The organism is Shewanella sp. ISS20 (genome assembly GCF_056522965.1).
The window spans coordinates 3,029,518-3,051,570 of the sequence record NZ_JAWRZK010000001.1 but is presented as its reverse complement, the minus strand read 5'-3'; the positions used below and the strand labels follow the sequence as shown (position 1 = coordinate 3,051,570).

The following is a 22,053-nucleotide window of genomic DNA, read 5'->3' as shown; positions in this document are numbered from 1 at the left end:
GCTCACTGCGCGCCTCCTTGAGGCTGAGTTAACTGCACGCGGCGTTCATAATCGATTCTTAATAACACAGTCACAGCCGCTGTCATGACCCACAAACTACTGCCGCCGTAGCTGATAAAAGGCAATGTTAAGCCCTTAGTCGGTAACATGCCGATACTGGCGCCAATATTAACTACGGTTTGGAAACAAAACCAAATGCCGATGCCAAAAGCTAAAAACGCTTCAAACGGCTTATCCATCTGCAGGCATGAACTGCCAAGACGAATAGCCCGCAGCGATACAAACAGCAGCATAAGCAGCACCATAATAATGCCGATAAAGCCAAGTTCTTCGCCTATCACCGCAAAAATAAAGTCGGTGTGCGCCTCGGGTAAATATTCAAGTTTCTGAATGCTATTACCTAGGCCCTGACCAAACCAATCGCCGCGGCCATAGGCCATTAACGATTGCGTTAACTGATAACCAGTGCCAAACGGATCTTTCCATGGATCCATAAACGACATGACCCGTTTCATCCGGTATTCAGCCGTCATAACCAAAACCACGAATCCGACTATGCCACCTAAAATCAACACCATAAAGTCGAACAGTCTCGCGCCCGCTAAAAACAATAAGCCTACGGTACACACGAATAATACGACGACTGTGCCTAAGTCAGGCTGCATTAACAGCAAGAAGGCAAACATTAGGAACACGGCAATCGGCTTATAAAAGCCCTTGGCGTGCTCGCGAATTTCTTCATGGCGGCGCACTAAGTAGCCCGCCATGTACACCATAAAGGCAAACTTGGCGAGTTCTGCCACCTGAATACGAATAGGACCGATAGATAACCAGCGCGTGGCACCATTTACTGAGGTGCCAACCACTAGCACAGCCACTAACAAGACTAAGGCCCCAAGCAAAATAAAGGGGCTCAACTGTTGCCAGCGGTGCATCTCCATTTGCAGCACCACAGCGGCAATAGCGGCGCAGCCTACTAAATAGAACAGATGCCGCCATACAAAATGCATGGGGTTGCCAGTTAAGGTTTGCGCCTCAGCCATAGAGGCCGACATCACCATCACAAAACCAAAGCCAATCAAACATAACACAGCGCAGAGTAAGCCTCTGTCATACAGCGGCTCACTCTTGACGTGGCTAAATGCCGACGCCCATGGCAATGACCAAGTGCGACCAAAGAGGTGCAACTGCGGCTCATTCAGCGCCATGCAAGGCCTCCGCCGCCGCGCTAAAGTCTTTACCGCGCGCCATGTAATTTGGATACATGTCTAAACTGGCGCAGGCCGGTGATAACAGCACCATATCGCCGCTCTGACACAAGGCAAATGCCGCATTCACGGCTTCGGCCATAGTGGCTACCGCTAAGCTATCAGGCTTTAACGCCGCGATTTTAGGGCCATCACGCCCTAAGGTAATGACTTGATGCACACACTCAAACGCTGCTGCGAGCGGGCTTAAATCTGCGCCTTTAGCATCGCCGCCAGCAATCAAGATGATGTTACCGCTAAAATCCACTAAGCCATCAAGCGCCGCTAACGTGGCGCCCACATTAGTCGCCTTGGAATCATCGATAAAATCGACGCCAGCCACAGTAGCAACGCGCTGACATCTATGAGCTAAACCAGTAAATTGCGCGGCAATGCTTACCATGGCGTCGCGCGCAATATCTACCAGTTCACACAAGGCCATAGCGGCTAACACATTGGCTAAGTTATGGCGGCCTATTAAGGCCACATCGGCGCATGCCATAATGCGCGACTCACCGCGCACTAACATGCCATCACTAATGCCCCAGTCATCGCCATCCGGCGCACTCAAACCAAAGCTGAGATAATGCCCAGGTTCAGATGTTTGCGTTAAGGCATCATCGTGGTTAACCACACATATGCGGCTTTGCGGATATAAAGCTAATTTCGCTTGGCGATATGACTGCAAATCTGGATATCTATCCATATGATCTTCAGAGATATTCAGGCAAGTAGCGGCCGTGCAATTCAGGCTATGGGTCGTCTCTAACTGAAAGCTAGATAATTCGAGCACATAGAGATCCGCGTTTTCAGCTAATAAATCCAGCGCTGGCACACCTATGTTACCGCCCACCGCGACTTTTACGCCGGCCGCTTGCGCCATTTGTCCCACTAACGTGGTGACTGTGGTTTTGCCGTTAGAGCCAGTAATGGCCACTAACTTAGCGTCCGTTTGAGTCTTAGTCAGTTCACGGGCAAACAGTTCCACATCGCCAATCACTTCTATGCCCATATCCAAAGCCACCCGCACTTCAGGGGTTGATAAGGCTATGCCTGGGCTTATGATGATTTGCTGCGCTTGCACTAAAAATCGGCAATCAAAACCGCCGGTTAATAGCGGCACCTCAGCAAACTCACGGGCTAATTGCTCATGCCCCGGCGGCGTGTTACGGCTATCCATCACAATTGGCGTAATGCCTTGAGCGCGAAGATAACGCACCACAGACAAACCGGTAGCGCCAAGTCCTAGTACTATATGTGAGGCGGGACTTATGCTCGCTTTATTTGATTCAGAACCCAATAACGAAGACATCTTGGCCTACCTTAACTTCAGAGTCGCAAGACCCAGCAGCACCATAAACAAGGAAATAATCCAAAAGCGTACTATCACTCTTGGTTCTGGCCAGCCTTTCAATTCATAGTGGTGATGAATAGGCGCCATACGGAAAATACGTTGGCCGCGCAGTTTATAACTGCCCACCTGTAAGATCACTGACAAGGTTTCCATGACAAACACGCCGCCCATGATCACCAGCAACACTTCTTGGCGCACTAATACGGCCATGGCACCTAAAGCTGCGCCTAGTGATAACGAGCCGACATCGCCCATAAATACTTGCGCAGGATAAGTGTTAAACCATAAGAAACCTAAACCTGCGCCGACTATGGCGGTACAGACAATCACGAGTTCACCCGCGCCTGGCAAATACGGAATATGCAAATAGCTAGAGAACTGGGCATGACCAGACAGGTAAGCAATTAACGCAAATGCTGAGGCCACCATCACGGTAGGCACAATTGCTAAGCCATCAAGACCATCAGTTAAGTTAACCGCGTTACTGCTACCGACTATGGTGAAATACGCAAGCACTATAAACATCAAGCCAAGTTGCGGCATTATGTCTTTAAAGAAAGGCAGTACCAGCTGCGTTTCACCAGGATGACTGGCAGAGAAATACAAATACACGGCAATGACTAAGGCTGCCAATGATTGCAGTATGTATTTCCATCTCGCAATCAAGCCTTTAGTGTCTTTTCTCACCACTTTGCGATAGTCATCAATAAAGCCAATAGCGCCAAAGGTGCCCAGCACAAACAGCATCACCAACACGTAACGGCTATCAAGATCGCCCCACAGCAGCACGCTAATAAAGATGCCCGCCAAAATTAATAAGCCACCCATGGTTGGGGTACCGCGCTTACTAAAATGCGATTCTGGACCATCATTACGTACCACTTGACCGATTTGCAGCAACTGCAAACGCTCAATCATCTTAGGGCCCCACCACAAGCTAAAAATCATGGCAGTGAGCAAACCTAAGATGGCTCGGAAGGTTAAATACGAAAATACGTTAAACCCGGTATAAAACTGGGTTAAATACTCAGCCAGATAAACCAGCATTTACACTAACTCCTGTCGCTCAAAGGCGGCTTTGAGGGCAGCAACAACACGCTCCATTCTGGCGCTGCGCGACCCTTTAACTAATACGGTAACATCACTAGGTAACTGGTTGAGATAACTAATTAAACTCACCACTAACTGCTCAATATCAGGGGCATGTTGACTACCAAAGGCAGCACTGGTGTGTGCACTTAATTGGCCAGTACAAAACAATGCTTGTATTCCCTTCTCTTGAGCCAGCGTGCCTAGCTGCGCGTGCAAAAGGGAGGCATTGTCGCCTAATTCGCCCAAATCGCCCAGTACTAAACAGCGCTGCGTATTAATTTCCGCCAAATAATTGATAGCGGCCGCCACCGAGTTAGGGTTGGCGTTGTAACTATCATCTATGACTCGAAAGCGACCTAAGGTCATAGGCAGCATGCGCCCTTTAACTGGCTCAAGTTCTGCTAAGCCCGCCAAGATATCGGCCATAGTGAAACCCGCCGCCAATGACATAGCCGTAGCAGCCAAGGCATTAGAAACTTGATGGCGCCCAGCTAACGACAACTTAATGGGATGACGCTGCTCTTGATAGGCCAAAACGAACTGGTAGCAACCGACACTATCAGCCACAAGCTCTAAAGCCTGTACGTCAGCCTTATGTTCAATGCCAAAGGTAATTTGTTGATACGCGCCAGCAGCTTGCTGCATTACGCCATGAAAATCATCATCAAGATTAATCACGGCAACGCCATCATCAGCTAAATGGTTAAAGATTTCTGATTTGGCGGCAGCAACCCCAGCTAACGAGCCAAACCCCTCTAAATGGGCACTGGCAACATTGTTGACCATAGCCACTTTGGGCAGCACTAGCCCTGAGGTGTAATCAATTTCGCCAGGATGATTAGCGCCTAACTCAAACACCCCCACTTGATGCTGCGGCTCTAAGCGCAATAAGGTTAACGGCACGCCGATATCATTATTATAATTACCTGCGGTATAGAGCACCTTGTGGCCTTGCTTAGCTATGGTCGCCAGCATTTCTTTGACGCTGGTTTTGCCGTTAGAGCCAGTGAGCGCCAAGCTTAATAGCGGCTGCTGCGCGCGCATATAAGCGCCCAGAAGCCCTAAAGCTTGATGACAATTGGCAACAATAATTTGCGGCACATTTAACGCTAAGGCGCGCTCCACCACTAACGCCACTGCGCCATTGTCTATGGCTGACTGAGCAAAATCATGGGCATCAAAATTTTCACCTTTCAGCGCGATAAATAAGCCGCGCTCACCGCAATCGCGACTATCGGTCGCTACTTGCTCGATAACAATATCGTCACCCTGCCACTGGCCGTGCATAATATTAGCCAAGGTACTGACGGATAAAGGGATCATTGCTGCACTCCTGACACTAATTGCGCGGCAAACTCACGCTCATCATAGTGATGTTTAACACCATTGTATTCTTGATAGGTCTCATGGCCTTTACCGGCCAGTAAAATCAGATCTTGCGGTCCTGCCTTAGCAAACACGCTTTTAATCGCGGCGATTCTATCGGCTTCAATCAACACAGCGTCGCTATCGCTAAATCCCGCTAATACATCGCTGATGATAGCTACTGGATCTTCACTGCGAGCATTATCAGAAGTCACCATCACCTTGTCGGCAAACGCTTCTGCAGCCTTGGCCATTAAAGGACGCTTACCTTTATCACGATCGCCGCCGCAGCCAAAAATGCACCACAGCTTACCGCGGCAATGCACTTTTAACGCTTTAAGGGCTTGCTCTAAGGCATCAGGAGTGTGGGCATAATCCACCACTACGCATTGACCTGTGGCAGCATTAAAGCGCTCCATGCGCCCTGCCACGGGTTTAAGGCTTGGCACTGCTGCTAATAACGCTTGCATATCATGGCCTTGTAAATGCATGCAGGTTAATGCCGCCAGCAAATTAGCTAAGTTAAATTCACCCAATAATGGCGAGCTTAACTGCCCTTGTCCGCCCGGCCAGGCAATTGTCGCGTCAACACCGCCATCATGATAGTGGGTGCTAATCACTTGATAATCGGCCTTGGCATGGCCTTTTAGGCTGTAGCCTATGACATGGCGCGCTAACTCTTGCTCTTGCCAGTTTTCACCGCAAGCATCATCGAGATTAAGCACACTGAATTTAAGCGTTGGGAAACTAAATAAACGCAATTTTGCCGCGGCATAAGATGCCATATCACCATGATAATCAAGGTGATCGCGGCTTAAATTGGTAAATACGGCGATATCAAAAGGAACCGCAGCCACGCGCCCTTGCACTAGCCCATGGCTTGACACTTCCATGGCGCAAATATCTATACCGGCCTGACTAAATTCACTTAACTGGCGCATCATAGTCACAGCGTCCGCTGTGGTATTACCGCTATCAATCAGCTCGCCCCAACGGCCATTGCCTAAGGTGCCCATCACAGCAGCGCGCAGCCCTAAGCTTTCGGTTAATTGCGCGATAAATTGGCTAACCGAGGTTTTACCGTTAGTGCCAGTCACACCCACTAAACGCATAGACCTGCCCGCTAATGAATAACGCCGCGCAGCAAGTTGCGATAAATACTTAGCTAAATCAAAAAAGTAGATAGAGCCTTGATGCTGAGTGCCATGTAACTTGGCATCATCGGTATGCACTAACGCGGCGCATGCGCCTTGGGCCAGCGCAGTTTCTATGTATTGGCGCCCATCACTTACGTGACCTGGCACAGCAATAAATAAGTCGCCCGCTTCCACCTTGCGGCTATCTAGTTGCAACTGCTTAACGCTTTGCGTCCCTTGGTATGTCATCCAGGGAGAGAGCAGTTCAGTCAAACTCATCATTCTACTTTTCCTCCCGCAGCCACTAATTTTAATTTTTCTTCTGAGCTAATAGGCTCAACATTCAACATTTGTAAGGCGCCGGCCATCACAGTGGCAAATACTGGCGCCGCCACATCACCGCCATAATAACGCTCACCCTTAGGCTCATCTATGACGACCGCTATGGCCAATTTAGGGTTATGCACTGGGGCGACCCCAGCAAATAGCGCTACATAGTCATCACCATAGCCACCAGCTACCGCTTTACGACTGGTACCGGTTTTACCCGCCACCGGATAACCTTCAATATGCGCTTGTTTAGCTGTGCCGCCGGGCTCAGTCACGCCCACCAGCATGTTCATCACTTCACGTGCGACATGTGGGTCTAACACTTGCTCGCCTTCTGGGGCTTTTTTCAATTTAAGAATGGATAACGGTCGCAAAACACCGCCGGCGCCTAAGGTGGCATACATGCGCGCCAATTGCAGCGGCGTTGCCGTTAAACCGTAACCAAATGACAAGGTGGCACGCTCAAAGTCAGACCACTTATGCTGCTCGCGAATCAGACCTGCGCTTTCGCCAGTTAAATTAATGCCGGAATAGTTACCAAGCCCCATCGCATAATAAGTGCCAAGCAACTGCTCAACTGGCATGGCAAGCGCCAACTTACTCACGCCGACGTTACTGGATTTAACCAGAATTTTGGCCAGTGACATTTCGCCATAATTGTTAGAATCGCGCACTTGGCGGCCACCGACTCGCATCCAACCAGGAGAGGTGTTGACTGTATCGCCATCTTTCACCACACCGGCTTCTAACGCCGCGGCCATCACAAATGGCTTAATGGTCGAACCTGGCTCAAACGCATCTGTCAGCGCTTTATTGCGCATTCTAAATGGCTGCAAGCTTTCGCGGGAATTGGGGTTGTAAGATGGGGTATTGACCATGGCCAGCACTTCGCCAGTATGCACATCAATCACCACAGCAGAACCTGAGGTCGCTTGGTTGATTTCAGTGGCGCGCTTTAAGGCGCTATAGGCCAACTGCTGAATACGCTGGTCGATACTTAGCACTAGATCATTGGGACGCTCACCTTCTTGCACAGTATCAAGCAGTTCAACGACGTGACCATCGCGCGACTTGCGCACTTTCTCTTTAGTGGGTTTTCCGGTTAACCAGTCATTGTAAGTGCGCTCAAGCCCCTCAATCCCGATATCATCGACATTGGTAATACCTATGACTTGCGCGGTAATTTCACCGGCGGGATAAAAGCGGCGGGATTCAGAGCGCTGGGCAATGCCTTCAATCTTAAGGTTTTTGATGTATTCACCCACGGCTGGGGTGACTTGCCGCGCGAGATAAATAAAGCGGCGTTTAGGATTTTCTTTGACCCGAGCGACAAGGTCGTCCACAGGCAGATGCAGCACATCAGCCAGCGCTTGCCAGCGTCTCATGTCAGCAAAGCCATTGCGATCAAACACTATTTTAGGGTCGGCAATCACAGCGCGCACAGGCACACTGACCGCGAGCATATCGCCATTTCTGTCGGTAATTAAGCCGCGCTGCACTTCTCGGCTTGTGGTACGCAAGGTGCGCATATCACTTTGCTGGCGCAGCATATCGGGCTCAATCACTTGGATATAGGCAGCTCTTGCTGTCAGCAAGCCGAATAATAGCAACACGAACGCTACCACGACTCGCAAGCGCCATTGGATTAACTCGGGTTTTTGCTTACGTTTAGCCTGTCGACTCATTGCTGCCTCACTACCACTTCCTCGCGAGGCAGTGGTCGATTCATATGCAATTCCTTAGTGGCAATCTGAGTAATACGGCTATGTTCAGCTTGCGATTGTTCTTCTAGCAGCAAGTTGCGCCATTCAATATCTAAGTGATCGCGCTTTTGCATCAGCTGATCCCACTGGCTTATCAGCTGGCGACTCTCATGACTTATCAGCACCACAAACACGGCGTTAATCAGTACCACTAAGGCTAAGATCACTACGTATCTGTGCTGCCACAAATCTTGCAGCACAATTCGCAGTAAATTCTGCTGCAACTTATCCATAGTCAACTCAGCTAACCAAACGCTCAGCGACTCGCAGCACAGAACTGCGGGCTCTAGGGTTCAGCTCCAACTCTTGCTCTGATGGCTTTTGCGCCTTACCGACTGGTTTCAAGGTACGATTACGGTTAATTTCCGCTTCAGTCACAGGTAAGCCAAATGGCACTTCTGCACCTTGGCTATGACGGCGAATAAAGCGCTTCACTATTCTGTCTTCTAACGAATGGAAACTGATGATCGACAAGCGGCCCTCAGGCGCTAAGGCAAGCAGAGAACCATCAAGGGCTTGATCGATTTGATCCAGTTCGCTGTTGATATAAATCCGAATGGCTTGAAACACCCGCGTTGCTGGATGCTTATTACGCTCTTTCGACTTAGTAATACGTGCAATCAAATCAGCTAACTGCTTAGTACGCTCAAAGGGAGTCGCTTCACGATCGGCAGCAATACAGCGGGCGATATGGCGACCATTACGCTCTTCACCATAGGTCTTAAATACCCAGGCCATATCTTCGATTTCAGCCTTGGCCAGCCACTGGGCGGCAGTTTGGCCGCGACTGTTATCCATACGCATGTCTAATGGACCGTCGCGCAAGAAACTAAAGCCGCGATCGGCATCATCGAGCTGTGGCGATGACACGCCTAAATCCAGCAATATTCCATCAATTTTGCCGGTTAAACCAAGTTCAGCCACATAATCGGCCAACTGACCAAAACCGCCGTGAACAATTTGAAAACGTTTATCGTCAGCAAAACGCTGCGCAGCGGCTATGGCTTGGGGATCTCTATCAATGGCGATTAAGCGGCCATTAGGTCCTAAACGGCTGAGGATTTGCGCTGAATGGCCGCCGCGGCCAAAGGTGCCATCAATATAAATGCCGTCAGGACGAATATTCAGACCGTCGACAGTCTCTTGCAGTAATACTGATAAATGGGCAAATTCACTCATGGTTTTCTCTATTTTTTTAGTTTCACTTAAAGTGAAAAATCCGCTAGGCGAATATTCTCCGCCAGCGGTTCATTGAGGATCACTTGTTGATCCTGCTCTAATTGTTGTTGCCATAGCGCTTGATCCCACAACTCCAATTTATTGAGTTGGCCGACCAAAGTTAATTGCTTATCTAGCTGCGCATACCGGCGTAATGCTGGCGGGATTAATAAACGGGAGTTAGCATCTAACTCCAATTCGTGTGCGTGACCGAGTAATAAGCGCTTTAAGGCGCGTTCGGCTGGCTGGGTATCTGACAAGGCCATCAATTTGTCTTCTACCTTGCGCCACTCAGTTAAAGGATAAAGCAATAAACACGGCGAGATAATGTCAACTGTTATTACCAATTTGCCACGCGCGTCAGTAGAATTCTCAACGCACAAAAGCTCGCGATACCTTACTGGCATGGCGACCCGACCTTTGGCATCTAAGTTGAGTAAACTCGCTCCACGAAACAATTATTTTTATTCCTTTATAGAGTGTCCAGATCCACCAATACCCACAAATTCCCACAACACTTAAGTTTATGGATATATGGCAAGTTTTGTCAAGGATACCGTTGGGGTTTGAAGCCAGTCACCAAGCGGCCTTGGCAGAGATTGCAACAAATCATTCATGTTTTTCGTGAGTGGAAAAATGTGGGATTTTGAATTCTAAAAAAAGCTAAATGTGCCAGAAAATAGATGCTTAAGTGCAATCTGTGGTCGCAATCCGCTATAAGATTTTGGCGATGAATTGCATCACTGAAAGATAGTCAGCCATGACCTTAAGGGTAAATGCCATTTTCCCTTTTATTAGAGTTTGATCATCATTCGCGGCACAAGACTCAAGTTTGCATCTCTTTGGCCGATACAGAGTTAACGAGTGTCAGTTAAGCATCAGAAAGTAATCATAATAAAATAGGCAAGATAAGAGAGGCCGCAATGAGTCTAGATAGTCTCTATGCCATGTTAGCAAGGCCTGTGACTGCGGTGATGAAGGCTAAGCCGCAGATAACTGAGGTAAGTAAGATGGCGCCAAGCAGCGCCGATGATCATCAAACTAAGCTGGTTGATTTGCCGCAGCCACCTAAGTCGCAGTCTGCGGCGCCTGATAAAGCCAATCAAAGACAATATGACAGGCGCCAGCAAGATAGACGCCATCAATCGCGCGCTAAGAGCAACCAAGAAGCGCAGCCGCCAGCAAGCCAGCTAACTGCAAGTGATGACACGAGTGAACCGAGTAACCCGCCGGCGCGTCAAGGTGGCCATATAGATATTGAAATCTAACTTAAGGTTTGTTTTACCGCTTGCTGCCAACCTAAATACAGCTGCTGGCGACTATTTTCAGTAATAGTGGGCGCAAAACACTTATCGGCCGTCGCTTTATGATCTAACTCACTGGTCGATTGCCAAAAGCCCACGGCAAGGCCGGCTAAAAAGGCCGCGCCCATGGCAGTAGTTTCTGTCTGTTTAGGGCGGATCACTTGAGTATTAGTAATATCCGCTTGAAACTGCATTAAAAAATCATTGGCAACTGCGCCGCCATCCACCCTAAGTTGCTTTAATGGCAAGCCGCTGTCTTTGATCATGGCATCGAGTAAATCGCGGCTTTGATAAGCAATGGATTCTAACGCCGCGCGGATAATATGATTGCGATTGGCGCCGCGGGTTAACCCCACTAATGCGCCGCGGGCATCGGGTCGCCAATAAGGCGCGCCTAAACCAACAAAGGCTGGCACTAAATACACGCCATTGGTATCTGGTACTTTTGAGGCAAAATACTCAGTATCTTGAGCATCACGAATTAACCCTAGCTCATCGCGCAGCCATTGAATGGTCGCCCCGCCCATAAATACTGAGCCTTCAAGGGCATAGTTCACTTCCCCTTTGGCGCCTATGGCGATGGTAGTAAGCAATCCATGATGAGATTGCACGGCATCAAGGCCAGTATTCATCAGTAAAAAGCAGCCAGTGCCATAGGTATTTTTGGCCATGCCCTTTTCAATACATAACTGCCCAAATAGGGCCGACTGTTGATCGCCCGCCATACCCGCAATGGCAATTTCAACCCCTTGACCACCAATGCGGGTGGGGCCAAACACCGACGATGAGGCTTGCACTTTGGGCAGCATGCTAGCGGGAATACCAAAAATGGCGAGTAATTCAGGGTCCCAGCACTGCTGATGAATGTTGTACAACATAGTGCGCGAGGCATTGGTGGGGTCGGTGGCGTGCACCGCCCCCTCAGTGAGCTTCCACAGCAGCCAAGTATCTATGGTGCCAAATAACAAGTCACCTTGCTCGGCTTGCGCGCGCGCGCCCTCAACATTATCCAAAATCCACTTAAGTTTAGTGGCAGAAAAATACGGATCGAGCACTAAGCCAGTGCGTTCACGAATGAGGTCTTGATAGCCTTGCTGTTGTAATTGCTCGCAAATATCACTGCTGCGCCGACACTGCCACACTATGGCATTAAAGATGGGCTTACCTGTGTGCTTGTTCCACACCACAGTGGTTTCGCGCTGATTGGTAATGCCTATGGCGGCGATATCGCGGCTACGAATGCCAGCCCGCGCCAATACTTCAATCAATACTGAGCTTTGCGACGACCAAATCTCCATAGGATCATGTTCAACCCAGCCAGGCTTAGGGTAAATCTGGCTAAACTCTCGCTGAGATACCGCCACAAGATTAGCGTCATGATCAAATACTATGGCTCGGGAACTGGTGGTTCCTTGATCTAAGGCCAGGATAAATTTCTTGGTCAATCTGGTTGTCCGCTTAGCTAGTCCTAGGCTAATTTAACCATAGCCTTAGGGATAATTCATCTTTCGCGCAGGTAAGTACGCGTGCTACCGTCAGTTACTGCTTAAGCCTTTGCTGGCTATCGGCCTTAATTACAGCACTAGTTACCATATTACTCGCCGCGTTTATGCAGCAAGGGCGCGAGTTTTAAAAGTTCAGCCATATTAGTGGCGGCCAATTTTTTCATCACCTTGGCGCGATGCACTTCAATGGTGCGCACCACCACAAACAAGCTCTCGGCCATTTGCTTATTGGTATAGCCATTAACTATTAACTGGAATATCTCTTTTTCGCGCTCAGTTAGGGTATCTATCAATTGCTGCGCAGATAACTTCTTATGTTGTCGCCAACTATGAAGTAAACCCTTTGCAATGGCCGCGGCCAAGGCATGGCCTGCCACTGGCTTTTGAAAGAAATCAAAGGCGCCATTTTTAAAGGCGTCCACCGCCATAGGTACGTCGCCATGGCCGGTTAAAAAAATAACGGCTAATGGACTTGATGCTTGTTTCATCCACAAGTGTAAATCTTGGCCGCTTAAGCCTGGCATGCGCGAATCTAAAATCACGCAGCCCGGCTGCTGACAATCCACCGCCGCTAAAAAGGCGTCGCCACTTTGAAACCATTGCACTTGATAACCAAAGCCTTCCAGTAAGAAGCATAACGAGTCGGCAATGGCCGCATCATCATCCACCAAATACACTGGGCCAGTGCAGGGTTCGCTCGAAAGTGTCGCCCCTGCATCCGCTGATTTATCTTGCTTAGCTATCACAGCATTCATCCCTAACCTCATTCTGTTACTCAACAGCCTAATGCCGCACTCTAGCCATATAGCGCTGAGCATAACTAAGACATCCCTTATCAATAAGAGAGTGATATCCCAGTTTTAAGGATTCAGCGACTCCAAAGCCGCAAACTTTGACATTCAACACATAGGCTTAGCCTCAGATTGAATTATGGTAAGGCCATTAGTCATCATAGAGTCGCCCCTTGCCAGTAAGTTATTTTTTTCGCTCACTCAAAAAGAGCCCTTTTACCCGCTTATGCCACTGCGTTGCATGGCTGGCGTTGAGTCTTTTAAGCAGCAATGCCATGGCCAACACTAAAGCACCGCCGCAGGTCATCTTAAAAGTCGGGGTTTTGGCTAACTGGGGTTATCAAGATGCCATAGAGCGCTGGCAACCTATGATGGCATACCTTGAAACGCAGCTAATTAACGTGGATTTTCAGGTGCACCCGGGCTCCTTTGAAGAGCTTAATCACGCGCTTCACCAAGGGGATATTCAATTTATTATCACTAACCCTGGCCAGTATTTATCTTTATCGCAGCAATATCCGCTGTCATGGCTCGCCACTATGCGCTCGCGCCAACATAACGGCAGCACCTCGGCCATAGGTTCAGCCATAGTTGTGCGCGCCGACAGTAACTATCGCACCTTGTATGACCTTAAAGACAAGATAGTCGCCGCCAGCGGCCGCCAAGCCTTAGGCGGCTATCAAGCGACAGTAGGGCTAATGCATAAGCTCGGGATGGAGCCAGACAGCTATTTTGCTCAAGTAAAATTTTTAGGCTTTCCACTTGATGCTTTAGTTTATCAAGTGCGTGATGCCAATGTGGACGCGGCCATCACCCCGTTATGTACTTTGGAAGATATGGCCAATCGCGGCCAGATTAGCTTAAGTGACTATCGCATTTTAAATCCGAGCCGCCCCAATGGCTTTGATTGCCAATGCTCCACCAATCTTTATCCCAACTGGTCATTTGCCGCCAGCGAAAAAGTGGACTTAGCCTTAGCGCAGCAAATCACAGCGGCGCTGCTAGCGCTGGATGAAAACCATCCCGCGGCCATTAGCGCTAATCTCAAGGGCTGGACGGCACCTATTAGTCAGCTCGCCGTCATTAAACTCTTTAGTGATTTACAGCCCAAAGTGCCTGTGACTACCAATTGGCATGGCGTTAAAAGCTGGCTGGATGATAACCGCCACTGGGGCATATTAGCCGTACTGATTTTTATGATAGCCACCATTTATCACTTATGGATTGAATATAAGTTTCGCCAAAAGAGCGAAGCCTTAGTACAAACCGAGCGCCAACTAAAACAGCAAGCCGTTGCCCTAGAGCGCTTACAAAGTGCCAGTATTATTGGTGAAATTGGCGCTGGCCTTGCCCATGAAATCAATCAGCCTATCGCCGCCATTACTAGCTATAGCGAAGGAGGCATCATGCGTTTGCAGCGCAGTGATAACCCAGATAATCAAGCTTGCTTAGCCTTGCTAGAGAAAATCCACCAGCAATCGGTGCGTGCCGGCGAAGTAGTGCATCGCATTCGCGGCTTACTTAAACGCCGCCAAGCTGTGATGCAAGATGTGAACTTACTAACCTTAGTGGATGAAAGCATAACCCTATTAATCTTAGAGCTAGAGCGCCAACAAGTACGCATTCACACCCAAGTCAAAGGCGAACCATTTTTTATCCATGCTGATCGGGTTGGTATACAGCAGGTTCTGATAAACCTACTAAAAAACTCCCTTGATGCCATCTCTGATATGCCTGCTGGCCATAGTGGCCTCATTGAAGTGCAATTTGAGTTTCTGGAGCAGCAATTAAATCTCAGCCTGACCGATAACGGCCCAGGTCTGACTCTACCCAGCGATGAACTGATGGCCACCTTTTTCTCTACCAAAGCCAATGGTCTTGGGCTTGGACTGGCAATTTGCTCCGACATAGCTAAGCAACATGAAGGTAGCTTCAACCTGAGCAATCGAAGCGATGACGAGCACGGCTGCACCGCCACCCTCAAACTAAAACGCCGAGGCAGTACAGCAGCCATTTTCTAATCAAACCTAACGCTATGCCCTTTGGTCTGTGTGATGTTTTTAAAAAGAGTAACTTGCCAATGGCAAGAAAAACAGCAAGAGAGCTAAACCAAATCCGCAGAAATTCAGATGATTACCAAGCAATAAACTAACACTGCAGGCAACTCCTGCAGCTGGCATAGCGACGCCAATAACCGTCGACAACAGGGATGTTGTCGTCGAGCGTCCAAGGATGGATTTACCGCGAGTTATTAGCGTCGCTGCGCCCGCAACAAGCAACAAGCAACTTAAATCTTGGTAAAAACCTCACGCCCATCACGCTTAAGCTAGATGAGCTTTATCACTAAGACCTAACTCACACCCTAGCGCCAAGCTGCCAAACAAAGCTCACTTTTACGCAAATGAATACCTATATGTGGTTAACCACAATAGACAAAGCCAGCCTTTGCTGCTGCTCAAAAAATAAACTTTGACCCACTTCACAATTGCATCAAAACAAGCATGAGCATGTGGTTTACCACAATATCCAGCCTTAAGTCCCCTCGCCACAATGCTATTAACACGCCGAGTCAACCGGCTCACCCTTAGCAAGCACCCATGGGGATAATAATAATGAAACTAGATAGGCGAACCTTTATCAAAGGTGCCGGCGCAGGTACCGCCACGTGCGCCTTGGCAAGCTTCCTGCCAGGATCGTTAGCTGCATTAGAGCGCACCGACCTCACAGGTTCAGCGACCAGTGTCGCCAGTATTTGTGAAATGTGTTCAACCCGCTGCCCAATTTCAGCGCGAATTGTTAACGGTAAAAACGTATCAATTTTAGGCAACGACAAAGCCAAAGCCTTTGGCGGCGCCGTGTGTGCTCGCGGCGGCGCGGGTCACAGCCAACTTTATGATAAGCAGCGCATAGTTAAGCCACTTAAACGTGTGGGTGAGCGCGGCGAAGGCAAGTGGCAAGAAATTGAGTGGAATGAAGCCTATGCCATCATTACCGAAAATCTCAATAAGATTAAGCAGCAACACGGCGCTGAAGCGGTTGCCTTCTCATCAAAATCAGGTTCACTGTCTAATCACTTATTCCATTTAGCCAAAGCCTTTGGCACGCCAAATACCTTTACTCATGCATCGACTTGCCCAGGTGGTTACGAAGTTGCCGCTAAAGCCATGTTAGGCAGCAAGATTAACCGTGATTTGAGCAATTCAAAATACATAATCAACTTCGGCCATAACCTTTACGAAGGTATCAATATGTCCGAAACCCGCGGCATGATGCATGCGCAAATGGAAAAAGGCGCCAAGCTTGTGGTGTTTGAACCACGCTTCTCTATCGTCGCTGACAAAGCCGATGAGTGGTATGCCATTAAGCCAGGTACCGACGTCGCCGTAGCCTTAGCTATGTGTCATGTGCTGATTAATGACAACCTCTATGACAAAGCCTTTGTGGAGCAATATGTCACTGGCTTTGACGCCTTTGCTAAAGAAGTCAGCGCTTATACCCCTGAGTGGGCTGAGTCTATTTCAGACGTTCCTGCCAAAGATATTCGCCGTATTACCCATGAATACGCCGATGCGGCGCCACACGCTTGTGTCGACTTTGGCCATAGATCGTCCTTCACCACTGAAGAATTTGAAATGCGCCGCGCCTTGTATGCCGCCAACGTGTTAATTGGCAATATCGAGCGTAAAGGCGGCCTGTACTTTGGCAATAAAGCCGCGAGTTATAACAAGTTTGCTGGCGATAACATTGCGCCAGTGTTAGCTAAGCCTGGCGTGAAAGATATGCCTAAGCCAAATGCTAAGCGCATTGATATGGTTGATGAGCAATACGCCATGATGTGGACATCGGGCGGTATTTATCAAACCATTCTCGATGCAACCTTATCGGCCGTGCCTTATCAGTTACATGGCTGGGTTATGTGCCGCACTAACCCAATGCAAACCATGACAGATCGCGCCCGCATTGTTGAGACCTTAAAGAAGCTCGATTTTGTGGTGTGCTGCGATATCTATATCAGTGAAAGTGCCGCTTATGCTGACATCTTCCTACCAGAGTCCACCTACCTTGAGCGCGATGAAGAAATTGCCGACAAGTCAGGTAAGACTCCTGCTTACTATGTCCGTCAAAAAGTGGTTGAGCCGATAGGTGATACCCGTCCAAGCTGGCAAATTTGGAAAGAAGTCGGTGAAGGATTAGGCCTAGGTCAATATTTCCCTTGGGAAAATATGGGCACCTTGCAGATGTTCCAAGTCAATAGCGATGTGGCGCTGCTGCAAAAGATTAAGCAAGACGGTTTTGTTAGCTACGGTAAGCCATTAATGCTGCGCGAACCTGGCATGGTGCGTGACTTTGTGGCCGCCTACCCTAATGCTCAAGTGCCTGATAGCGATGGTACTTATGCTAGTCATCTTAAGTTTAAGACCCCAAGTGGCAAGATTGAGCTGAGTTCAGACACAGTAGAAGCCATGGCTCCAGGGCGCGGCGTTATTCGCTACCGTGAAGTCACCATGAAAAAGGCCGACGAACTGTTCTTTATTCAAGGCAAGGTCGCTGTGCACACCAACGCCGGCAGCCAAAACGTACCTATGCTGGCCAACTTGATGTCTGACAATGGCGTGTGGATCCACCCGCTGACCGCAGGCCTACTCAATATTCGCACCGGCGACAAGATACGCATCTATAACGATACCGGTACTGAAGAAGGCCATGCCCTCATCACCCCAGGCATTCGTACCGATACCGTTTTCGCTTACATGGGCTTTGGCTCTAAAAACAAAGAATTGGCGCGCGCCACAGGCAAAGGTGTCCATTGTGGCAACTTACTTCCTCATGTCACTTCACCCGTTACAGGCATGAACCTGCATACCACGGGCGTGAAGATAGCCAAGATTTAATCGGAGTTAACTATGACTAAACGTTATGTTCTCGTGCACGATGAAAACAAGTGCATTGGCTGTCAGGCCTGTAATGTTGCCTGTCGCAGCGAAAATAATGTACCTGAGTCAGTCACAAGACTGCAGGTACGCATTGAAGGGCCTTATGGCAACTATCCGCACCTGCATTTTAAGTACAATCGGGTGTCGTGCGAGCAGTGTGAAAACGCCCCTTGCGTTAAGGTATGCCCAACGGGCGCTGCCTATGTGGATGAAAACGGCATTGTCTCTATCAACGAAGGCAAGTGCGTAGGTTGCCTCTATTGTGTCGCGGCTTGTCCGTACAAGGTGCGTTTCATTAACCCTGAAACCCGAGTGCCAGATAAGTGTAACTACTGTAAAGACACCCGTTTGGCTCGCGGCGAGCAGCCAGCCTGTGTGACTGTATGCCCAACCCAAGCCTTAGTGTTTGGCGATGCTAACGATCTCACCAGCGAAGTACGCAAAGTGCTAGACACTAAACCAAGTTATCAGCAAAAGGTTAACCTCGGCACTGAGCCGCGTTTATATCGCATTCCTGGTCGTAAGGGAGGGATCCAAGCATGAACAATATCTGGGGCTCAATGGAGCAATACGATCCTGTGGTGTGGAACTGGATCATAGCTGTCTACCTGTTTATGGCAGGCTTATCGGCGGGTTCTATGTTAGTGGCCATAGGCCTTAAATGGTACAAGCAAAGCCGCGGCTTACCCTGTGAAGGCTTGCCTGTTATTAAGGCGGCGGCTGTGATTGGCCCGGTGGCCATCTGTCTTGGCATGGCGTTATTAGTGCTCGACTTAACTAAGCCGTTTGAGTTTTATCACATACTGTTGAACTACAACCTCACCTCTGTCATGGCTTGGGGGGTTATCGCCCTACTGCTGTACATTCCCTTAGTGTTTGTATTTGCAGCCTTAGTCTTTGACAAGCAAGTGCTACATTTCGCCCCTTGGCTTGCGGGTGTTCTTAAGGTCTGCCGCCAAGTAGAAGGCAGCATTAACAAGCTGATTTTCGCCTTAGCCTTAGGTGTGGGGGTTTATACCGGCTTCTTACTGTCGGCCATGATTAGCTACCCTATCCTCAATACTGCGGTACTGCCAGCGCTGTTCTTAGCCTCGGCGCTGTCTGTGGGTAGTGCGGGTAATATCTTGATTGCGACCTTGTTCTTTAGCAAAAAAGAGTCTGATTGTATTGAGCAAGTGCACCGTATCGAATACCCAGTCGCCTTTAATGAAGCTCTGTGTCTGGTACTCTTGTTTGTGGGCTTAAACTTCTCAGGTCCTGCCGCCAAAGCCGCGACCGCAGCTATCACTACTGGTACTTGGGCAAGTGTCTTCTGGATTGGTGTGGTAGGTCTTGGCTTAGCTGTGCCAGTACTGGCCTCGACCTTAGCGCCAAAATCGTGGAAACACACGAAAGGCTTTTTGATTACAGTGTCAAGCTGCACCATTCTTGGGGTGTTAGCCCTGCGTCACTTCGTGGTATACGCTGGCCAAAGCTACATCAGCTAATGAGCTAAGCCAATATTCAAAAGGGTGCCCATGGGCACCCTTTTTGTTACAGCGCTAATTGTCTATACAAGTTAAAACTTGTAGCTAGCCTGTACGCCCACCAGAATGATATTGCCACTGGTAGTACCGCTGAACCTACCGCCAAACCAGGCTGATTGATAATCTGAGCTGATGCCTGAGCGCGGCTCACTGACTGGTGACTCATCAGCAATGATGTAAGTCAGACCAAAGTCCATATCAAACTGCTTACTGAACTGATAGCCATAACCTGCGCTCAACCATACACGGTCCATCTCTGGAATAGTAATGGTACGGTTAGCATCAGATACTGCTGACATGTCATACGCCACACCCGCGCGCAGAGTAGACTTGGCATCTAAACGATACGTTGCGCCTACAGCAAAACGATAGCTATCTTCCCAGTTTTCTTGCTTCACTAATTGGGTCGGCTCTTTAAACGATGGGCTATAGGCTTCTAACTTGTCAAATGTACTCCAATCGGTCCAGTTGACACTGGCATGCACAGCGAGCTGTGGCGTCAATTGATGGAAAGAGGCAATTTCAGCGCTGGCTGGCAAAGTTAAATCCATGGAACCATCGAATTTCATATTCGGGTTCAAAGGATTAAAACCAAAACCATGAGCTTGCCCTTCCAGCGTTTGCTCAACCTCTGAACGGTAGTTCACACCTATGCGGTTATCAGCATTGATTTGCCACGCACCGCCTAACTGCCAGCCCCAAGAAATATTATCGCCCTTCATATACTTAAGGGTGGTGCCTTTAGGAACAGTTATCCCACCTAATGATGGTGGCAGGGTTAAATCTGCTGAGCTCTTAGCACCTATGCTGCCTTCACCCAGAACCATACGCACACCCGCGCCTATGCTTAACTGATCGTTGATGCGATAAGCTAGGTTTGGGTTGATTTCGATGGCAGTGATTGAGGCTTCGTTACCAAATTGAGTGCCACGAAAGCTATCATCAAATTCGGTAGCCATACCAAAGTTGGTACCTAAGGCTAAACCTACATGCCACTTATCATTGAGTTGATGAGTGACAAAGAAGTTAGGGATCACCGCATCGCCAGCAATATCTTTCGCGGTAGTGGCTACCGGAGGCGCAATCGGTTTGCCACTCATATCCACAAGTACCGAATAACCATCAACATCGACATTTGGCATCACCAAGATGGCGCCTGCTGTCATTTGCGTACCTTCAAGGTAAGTCATCATGGCTGGGTTACGAAATTGTGTAGCAGCATTGTCAGCCATGGCTGCTTCACCCGCGAACGCGCGGCCAAGTCCAGTGGCTGAGGTTTCAGCTAATTGAAAGCCCGCCGCGTGCGCAGTTGACGTCATACCCAGTAATGCTGAACTGACCGCCAATGAAGTCACGGCCAAAGAATGGATCTGCTTTTTCATTATTCTTCTCTGTATTTTTTAACTTAGCCGGAGTTTCCGACTCGCTATTGAGTAGAGTAATCACTCAACTTATTGAGCGGCAGTGTACGTTAGCAGCATATCTTTGCAAGCATTCGCATTAAAACAGGATGATCCTCTGGCAACTAACAACTTGGCAGCAAAATCAGTGACCACTATCACCATTGACGCCAAAATACAGCGTACGAAATCGCGCTTAACGTCGCTAAGCGCCATAAATCAAGCAAACAACACAAACATAACTACCTGTATAAAAAAGAAAAAATAAAAACACACAGACAAAACAGCTGTTTATTAAAAAACAACCATGTGATTAGCATATTTCACTAGCACCAGAAAACAACAGAAACACAACAAGTGTTACACCGCTTAAAAATCAATAAGTTAGCAAGTAATGGCCGCCAATAAAAATGCCAGCAGCTTTAGCGCCAGCTAAATCAACTGGCATTTCCATCCAACTTAGGTACAAGTGTACGCTTAAACTATCGATACCAAACCTGAGTATTCGCTTCAAAATTAGCGATGCTTTTCTCATGTTCTAAGGTCAAACCTATGGCATCTAACCCTTTTAATAAGCGCTGCTTATTCGCTGGATTTATGGCAAATGCAAATGTTCGCCGCGTTGGCGATGTGACAGTTTGCGCCGCCAAATCGATACTGACTAAAGTGCCAGCCACGGCCTCGACATCATCAATCAGTAATTGCACTTCCGCAGACGTTAACACCACAGGTAACAACCCATTATTAATGGCATTCGAGTAAAAAATATCCGCAAAAGATGAGGCGATGACAGCTCTAAAGCCAAAATCAGCCAAAGCCCAAGGCGCATGCTCACGACTCGAGCCACAGCCAAAGTTATCCCCCGCAATTAAAATTGAAGCGCCAGAAGATCTTGGCTGATTGAGGGCAAATTCAGGGTTAGGCACTAGCCCTGCATCATCCAAGTAGCGCCAATCATGGAATAGATGCACGCCAAAGCCATCGCGGGTCACTTTTGATAAAAACTGTTTAGGGATAATTTGGTCGGTATCTATGTTGGCGTTATTAAGCACCACAGCCAACCCTACTTCCTTAGTAAAAGCCTGCAT

The 22,053-nt window shown here is 48.6% G+C and carries 18 protein-coding genes; 5 read left to right on the top strand and 13 right to left on the bottom strand.

Annotated features, from left to right (window positions below):
* Positions 1-2: 2 nt before the first annotated feature.
* Genes ftsW through mraZ form a run of 9 tightly spaced genes read right to left on the bottom strand, consistent with a single transcriptional unit; the run spans position 3 to position 9,963 of the window.
* A complete protein-coding gene (gene ftsW, locus AC1HDP_RS13895; RefSeq protein WP_479639195.1) occupies positions 3-1,208 on the bottom strand; it encodes a cell division protein FtsW in 1,206 nt (401 codons plus the stop codon).
* Positions 1,195-2,559: a UDP-N-acetylmuramoyl-L-alanine--D-glutamate ligase gene (gene murD, locus AC1HDP_RS13890; protein ID WP_479639194.1), complete on the bottom strand. Its 1,365-nt coding sequence runs from the start codon at positions 2,557-2,559 to the stop codon at positions 1,195-1,197. Before murD ends, ftsW begins: the two co-directional genes overlap by 14 nt.
* A gap of 6 nt (positions 2,560-2,565) precedes the next feature.
* Positions 2,566-3,648, bottom strand: coding sequence for a phospho-N-acetylmuramoyl-pentapeptide-transferase (gene mraY / locus AC1HDP_RS13885; RefSeq protein WP_479639193.1), 1,083 nt, complete (start codon positions 3,646-3,648; stop codon positions 2,566-2,568).
* The gene (locus AC1HDP_RS13880; RefSeq protein ID WP_479639192.1) at positions 3,649-5,016 is read right to left on the bottom strand and encodes a UDP-N-acetylmuramoyl-tripeptide--D-alanyl-D-alanine ligase; all 1,368 of its coding nucleotides are present in this window, start codon (positions 5,014-5,016) and stop codon (positions 3,649-3,651) included.
* Complete coding sequence (gene murE / locus AC1HDP_RS13875) at positions 5,013-6,476, bottom strand: UDP-N-acetylmuramoyl-L-alanyl-D-glutamate--2,6-diaminopimelate ligase (RefSeq protein ID WP_479639191.1); 1,464 nt, start codon at positions 6,474-6,476, stop codon at positions 5,013-5,015. The genes AC1HDP_RS13880 and murE overlap by 4 nt, the downstream gene beginning before the upstream one ends.
* Positions 6,473-8,209, bottom strand: a complete 1,737-nt coding sequence (locus tag AC1HDP_RS13870; protein ID WP_479639190.1) for a peptidoglycan D,D-transpeptidase FtsI family protein — start codon at positions 8,207-8,209, stop codon at positions 6,473-6,475. Before AC1HDP_RS13870 ends, murE begins: the two co-directional genes overlap by 4 nt.
* Positions 8,206-8,520, bottom strand: a complete 315-nt coding sequence (gene ftsL / locus AC1HDP_RS13865; RefSeq protein WP_479639189.1) for a cell division protein FtsL — start codon at positions 8,518-8,520, stop codon at positions 8,206-8,208. The genes AC1HDP_RS13870 and ftsL overlap by 4 nt, the downstream gene beginning before the upstream one ends.
* Positions 8,521-8,527: 7 nt before the next feature.
* Positions 8,528-9,466, bottom strand: coding sequence for a 16S rRNA (cytosine(1402)-N(4))-methyltransferase RsmH (gene rsmH / locus AC1HDP_RS13860; RefSeq protein WP_479639188.1), 939 nt, complete (start codon positions 9,464-9,466; stop codon positions 8,528-8,530).
* A 26-nt stretch (positions 9,467-9,492) separates the two neighbouring features.
* On the bottom strand, positions 9,493-9,963 hold the full coding sequence (gene mraZ, locus AC1HDP_RS13855) for a division/cell wall cluster transcriptional repressor MraZ (RefSeq protein WP_479639187.1): 471 nt from the start codon (positions 9,961-9,963) through the stop codon (positions 9,493-9,495).
* 465 nt (positions 9,964-10,428) lie between these two features.
* On the opposite strand from mraZ, the gene AC1HDP_RS13850 reads away from it, so the two are divergent.
* On the top strand, positions 10,429-10,773 hold the full coding sequence (locus AC1HDP_RS13850; RefSeq protein ID WP_479639186.1) for a hypothetical protein: 345 nt from the start codon (positions 10,429-10,431) through the stop codon (positions 10,771-10,773).
* Here the strand turns inward: AC1HDP_RS13850 and glpK are convergent.
* Both glpK and AC1HDP_RS13840 read right to left on the bottom strand, forming a co-directional pair.
* Positions 10,770-12,254, bottom strand: a complete 1,485-nt coding sequence (gene glpK / locus AC1HDP_RS13845) for a glycerol kinase GlpK (RefSeq protein WP_479639185.1) — start codon at positions 12,252-12,254, stop codon at positions 10,770-10,772. The genes AC1HDP_RS13850 and glpK overlap by 4 nt on opposite strands.
* Before the next feature lie 149 nt (positions 12,255-12,403).
* Positions 12,404-13,069 carry a response regulator transcription factor gene (locus tag AC1HDP_RS13840; protein WP_479639184.1) on the bottom strand — a complete coding sequence of 222 codons (666 nt, stop codon included), beginning with the start codon at positions 13,067-13,069 and terminating at the stop codon, positions 12,404-12,406.
* A 311-nt stretch (positions 13,070-13,380) separates the two neighbouring features.
* On the opposite strand from AC1HDP_RS13840, the gene AC1HDP_RS13835 reads away from it, so the two are divergent.
* From AC1HDP_RS13835 to nrfD, 4 genes are all read left to right on the top strand, one after another.
* A complete protein-coding gene (locus AC1HDP_RS13835; RefSeq protein ID WP_479639183.1) occupies positions 13,381-15,126 on the top strand; it encodes a sensor histidine kinase in 1,746 nt (581 codons plus the stop codon).
* A gap of 591 nt (positions 15,127-15,717) precedes the next feature.
* Entirely contained in the window at positions 15,718-17,997 is a 2,280-nt protein-coding gene (phsA, locus tag AC1HDP_RS13830) for a thiosulfate reductase PhsA (RefSeq protein WP_479639182.1), read from the top strand.
* 12 nt (positions 17,998-18,009) lie between these two features.
* A complete protein-coding gene (locus AC1HDP_RS13825) occupies positions 18,010-18,582 on the top strand; it encodes a 4Fe-4S dicluster domain-containing protein (protein ID WP_140930325.1) in 573 nt (190 codons plus the stop codon).
* Positions 18,579-19,526: an NrfD/PsrC family molybdoenzyme membrane anchor subunit gene (gene nrfD / locus AC1HDP_RS13820; RefSeq protein ID WP_140930324.1), complete on the top strand. Its 948-nt coding sequence runs from the start codon at positions 18,579-18,581 to the stop codon at positions 19,524-19,526. The genes AC1HDP_RS13825 and nrfD overlap by 4 nt, the downstream gene beginning before the upstream one ends.
* A gap of 71 nt (positions 19,527-19,597) precedes the next feature.
* On the opposite strand, the gene AC1HDP_RS13815 is transcribed toward nrfD, so the two are convergent.
* Positions 19,598-20,947, bottom strand: a complete 1,350-nt coding sequence (locus tag AC1HDP_RS13815; protein WP_479639181.1) for an outer membrane protein transport protein — start codon at positions 20,945-20,947, stop codon at positions 19,598-19,600.
* 500 nt (positions 20,948-21,447) lie between these two features.
* Complete coding sequence (gene leuD / locus AC1HDP_RS13810; protein ID WP_479639180.1) at positions 21,448-22,053, bottom strand: 3-isopropylmalate dehydratase small subunit; 606 nt, start codon at positions 22,051-22,053, stop codon at positions 21,448-21,450.